Here is a 4,462-nt window from a genome sequence, read left to right as displayed (position 1 = left end):
CGGCTTCACAGCAATCCCCTGCGCGATCTCGTGGGTCGCATGGGCCGCGCGAAAGTGCTGCAGCGAGCGAACGACGGTCATCCCGCGCGCTTCGAGGTATTCGTACAGCGACGCGCCGAGCGCCTGCGGATCCGGCACCACCGCGGCCGGCAGCGTCGAATGCTCGACGGCCATCACGATGCCGTCCGCGCGACGCAGCCGTTCGAGCCGCGCAACCGTCGCGCCGGGCGCGAGACCGAGCCGCGTGATCTCGTCGCGGCGCGCGGCGCGCAGCTTGCGCGACAGCCACACCGAATCGGGCCTGAAGCCGCGCTGCTGCATCTTCGCGGTGAAGCCGACGAGACGCGACAGCGGATCGGCGACACGCGGCGTGATGAAGCTGCCCGCACCGCGCGCCCGCTTGATCAGCCCCTGTTCGACCAGCAGCGCGAGCGCACGGCGCGCCGTGATCCGCGACACGCCGACCGACACCGACAGCAACCGCTCCGACGGCAGCGCCTCTCCGGCTCGCCACGCGCCGGCGTGAATCGCGCTCGCCAGATTGCGGGCGAGCTGCAGATACAGCGGCGTGTCGTTGACGGGATCGGGCGCCAGTTCGGACCAGCCGGTTTCCATGTGCCTCCAGGTGTCGGACGATGATCTCGGACCGTCGAAAGTGAACGCATTATATAACCACAATAATACCAGTCAACAAACTGGTATTAGCCGTGCCAAAATCGCCGAAAGCCTTGCCCGGCAAGCGTTTTAGTAGCGGTAAAGCCTTTGTTTACAACATGATGCGGGATAGGGATTTACCCGAATTGGTATGCAAGGGGACAGTTCAGACACCGGACTCGACTGTTTGACCGGGCTTAAAACGATACCGGAATAGAACCAGTTCGGCCTACTGGTATGCATGAATCGCGGCAACCGCACGCGTGCCGGCACGTTGCGTCAATGGAACTCGCGGCTCGACGTGCGCAGGCCGCCGAGCAACGGCGTCAGATCCTCGAAATGCTGCGCGACGAGGTGCCTCACGTCGCTGACGACCTGCCACACGCCCGACGCCGCGAGCAGCCGCGAATCGAGTGTTTCGCGACGCTGCCGCGCGAGCAGCTCGGGCCGCACGATCACGTTCACGCAGCCCGTTTCGTCCTCGAGCGTCATGAACATCACGCCCTTCGCGGTGCCCGGCATCTGTCGTGCGATCACGATCCCGCACGCGCGCGCGAGCCGGCCGTCGGGACGATCGCGCAGCTCGGCCGCGGACAACAGCCGCTGCGCGCGCAGCGCGGGCCGAAGCAGCGCGACCGGGTGGCGGTTCAGCGTGAGACCGGTGGTGTCGTAGTCGGCGAGGATGTCGTCGGCTTCCGACGGCGCGCCAAGCGCGGGTTTCTCCGCTTCGTCGATCGGCGCGGCGGCGAGCAGGTCGCGTTCGGGCGCCGCGGCGACGGCTTGCCACAGCGCATCGCGGCGATGGCCGGCAAGCGTCGCGAGCGCGTTCGCGGCGGCGAGCGCTTCGAGATCGCGCCGTTCGAGCCGCGCGCGACGCGCGAGCGTATCGACGTTCCCGAACGGGCCGTCTGCGCGCGCGGCCTCGATGCGCCGCGCGGCAGCTTCGCCGAGGCCGCGCACGAGCGACAGGCCGAGCCGCACCGCCGGCTGGCCGCGCGGTGGCGGCTGGCCCGGCAGCGCTTCGAGCGACGCTTCCCAGCCGCTTCGCGTGACGTCGATCGGCAGCACCTTCACACGGTGACGCTTCGCGTCCTGCACGAGTTGCGACGGCGGGTAGAACCCCATCGGCTGGCTGTTCAGCAGCGCGGCGAGGAAGATCGCCGGTTCGTGGCATTTGAGCCAACTGCTCGCGTACGCGAGCTTCGCGAAGCTGGCCGCGTGGCTCTCAGGGAAACCGTATTCGCCAAAGCCCTTGATCTGCTCGAAGATCTGCTCGGCGAATTCGCGCGTGTAGTTGCGCTCGAGCATCCCGTCAACGATCTTGTCGTAATACTTCTCGAGGTTGCCCTTGCGTTTCCACGCGGCCATCGCCCGGCGCAATTCGTCGGCCTCGCCGGGCGTGAAGCCCGCCGCGACGATCGCGATCTGCATCACCTGCTCCTGGAAGATCGGCACGCCGAGCGTGCGTTCGAGCACGGCCTTGAGCGCGTCGCTCGGGTACGTGACCTCGCCCGCTTCTTCGCCGGCGACGATCCTGCGCCGCTTCAGATACGGATGCACCGCGCCGCCCTGGATCGGGCCGGGCCGCACGATCGACACCTGGACGACGAGATCGTAGTAGTTGCGCGGCCTCAGCCGCGGCAGCATCGACATCTGCGCGCGCGATTCGATCTGGAACACGCCGACCGTATCGGCGCGGCAGATCATGTCGTAGGTTGCTTCGTCATCCTGCGGAATGTGCTTCAGCGTAAACGGCTTGCCGTCCGGCGACGGCGGCCCGCGCCACGCGGTGCGCATGTCGAACGCGCGATGCAGCGCCGACAGCATGCCGAGCGCGAGCACGTCGACCTTCATCAGCCCGAGCACTTCGAGATCGTCCTTGTCCCACTGGATCACGCGCCGCCCGTCCATCGCCGCGTTCTCGACCGGCACGAGCCGCGTGAGCTTGCCGCGGCTGATCACGAAACCGCCCGAGTGCTGCGACAGGTGACGCGGGAAGTTGAGCAGCCGCCCCGCCAGTTCGGCCCATGTCTGAATGATCGGCGTCGCCGGATCGAGTCCGGTCGACGCGAATTGCTGCAGCAGGTCGCGACTGCCGTCGAACCAGCGATGCCCCTTCGCGACGCGGTCGACCAGCATCGGATCGACGCCGAGCGCCTTGCCGGTTTCGCGCAGCACGCCGCGCGGACGATACGTCGACACGGCCGCCGCGAGTGCGGCGCGGTCCTGGCCGTATTTCCGGTAGATATGCTGAATCACTTCTTCCCGGCGCTGGTGCTCGAAGTCGACGTCGATATCGGGCGGCTCGCCGCGTTCCGCGCTGATGAAACGCTCGAACAGCATCGTGCTTTGATCCGGATTCACCTCGGTGATGCCGAGGCAGTAGCAGACGACCGAGTTCGCGGCCGAGCCGCGGCCCTGGCACAGGATGTTCTGGCTGCGCGCGTATTTGACGATGTCGTAGACGGTCAGGAAGAACGGCTCGTATTCCAGTTTCTCGATCAGGGCAAGCTCATACCGAATCTGTTTTGCCACTTTTGCCGGCACACCATTCCAATAGCGTCGAGCTACGCCAGCCCATGTCTCCTGCCTCAAGTAACTGGTTGGCGTATGTCCGCGCGGCACAAGTTCGAGTGGATATTCATACTTCAACTCGCCGAGTTCGAAATCGCACGCATCGAGAATCGCACATGTCTCCGCGATCTCGCCCGCCGAATACAACTGTCCGATGCGCTGTCGCCAACGCAAGTGCTGCTCCGCATTCGGCGCGAGCACGTAGCCGCACTCCGAAACCGGCATCCCGACCCGGATCGCCGTCATCACGTCCTGCAGTGCCTTGCACGAGCGCCGGTGCATCGTCACGTCGCCGAGCGCGACGATCCGCACGCCACGCCGCTCGCCGGCCGCGCGGATCTCGTCGCGCTGCACGCCGTCCAGCGCACGCTGCAGCTGCACGAGCCCGAGCCGCGCACGTTCGCCGAACGTCGTGCGAAACCACGCGACCTGCGCATCGAGTACGTCGGCGCGCACCGGATACGCGGGTACGAGGATCGCAAAGCAGTCGGGCATGCCGCGCAGATGGGCAAACTCCGCGGGCGGTGCCGACAGCATCCGCGACGTGAGCGTGTAGGTGCCCTTCGGTGCGGCCATCCGCCGCCACGAGATCAGCTCGGACAGGTTGCCGTAGCCTTCGCGGTTCAGCGCGAGCAGCACGAGTCCGAACGCGCCGGGGCCCGGATCGTGGCCCGGTGCGACTTCATCCGGCGTGACTTCGAAATACGAACCGATGACGAGCGGGAGCCCTTTCGCCTTCGCCGCGACGTGCATGCGCGGCGCGCCCGCGAGCGAGCATTCGTCGGTGATCGCGATCCCGCGATAGCCTAGCTCGGCCGCGCGCTCGACCAGTTCCTCCGCATGCGACGCGCCATGCAGAAACGAAAAGTTCGAGCGGCAGAACAACTCCGCGTAATCGGGCAGCCAACTGAATTCCGTAACCATCGCCGCTCACCCGAACAGGCCGTGCAGGAACCAGCGCGGCACGGCCTGGCTGCTCGAACGCTCCAGGAACACCCAGTAGCACGCCCCCTCTTCGTCCTGCGCGACGTGGTAATCGCGTGCGACCAACTGCCCGTCGAACCACCCGGCTTCGATCCGCTCGGCCGACGACATCATCCTGAGCGGCGTATGAAATACCGGCCGCTCGCCGCGCATCAACAACGGCAGCGGCTCGGCCAGCAGCCAAGCGGGACGCGGCGGCGCGGCGGGCGCCCCGCCAGCCGGCTTTCCCGCCTGCGCCTCCCGCGGCAGC

General features: G+C 66.9%; 2 protein-coding genes and 1 pseudogene. All 3 read right to left on the bottom strand.

Features of this window, described 5'->3' with window-relative positions:
• Positions 1-615: GntR family transcriptional regulator (locus J7024_RS36385; protein WP_234746003.1), on the bottom strand; the 615-nt coding region annotated here is incomplete at its 3' end.
• Between the two features lie 318 nt (positions 616-933).
• The gene (locus tag J7024_RS36380) at positions 934-4,152 is read right to left on the bottom strand and encodes an error-prone DNA polymerase (protein ID WP_234746001.1); all 3,219 of its coding nucleotides are present in this window, start codon (positions 4,150-4,152) and stop codon (positions 934-936) included.
• 6 nt (positions 4,153-4,158) lie between these two features.
• Positions 4,159-4,462: pseudogene (locus J7024_RS36375) on the bottom strand (DNA polymerase Y family protein); the annotation flags it as partial.

Origin of the sequence: Burkholderia sp. WTPI3, assembly GCF_021483755.1 — a bacterium.
Lineage (GTDB): Bacteria > Pseudomonadota > Gammaproteobacteria > Burkholderiales > Burkholderiaceae > Burkholderia.
The sequence above is the reverse complement of the archived record's forward strand: the minus strand, read 5'-3'. Positions and strand labels throughout refer to the sequence as shown.